Genomic DNA, 337 nt, shown 5'->3' with positions numbered 1-337 from the left:
AAAGCGTGCCTGGAGATGGGTGTGTGAGTAGGTGAATCAGGGTTGTGATTGTATCGATGTATTTTAAAGGTGATCGAGAGATCGCTTTGGAATACGGCGCAACACGAATACTCAACCTGTAGCGGAACGTGAATGGTCGACTCCTTCGGGAACCTGTCCCCTCCGGGGATGGGACCAGAGTAAGCGCTAAAGCGCTAACACTGGTCGACAGAGACACACCCGTTATAGGGTCAAGCGAACAAGTGCATGTGGTGGATGCCTTGGCGATCACAGGCGATGAAGGACGCGGTAGCCTGCGAAAAGCTCCGGGGAGCTGGCAAACGAGCCTTGATCCGGA

At 54.0% G+C, this 337-nt stretch carries 1 rRNA gene; it reads left to right on the top strand.

The features are described 5' to 3' along the window. Positions 1–228: 228 nt before the first annotated feature. Positions 229–337: ribosomal RNA gene (locus F6X42_RS43165) — 23S ribosomal RNA — on the top strand; the annotation flags it as partial.

Origin of the sequence: Paraburkholderia podalyriae (assembly GCF_014397785.1) — a bacterium.
Taxonomy (GTDB): domain Bacteria; phylum Pseudomonadota; class Gammaproteobacteria; order Burkholderiales; family Burkholderiaceae; genus Paraburkholderia; species Paraburkholderia podalyriae.
The sequence above is the reverse complement of the archived record's forward strand: the minus strand, read 5'-3'. Positions and strand labels throughout refer to the sequence as shown.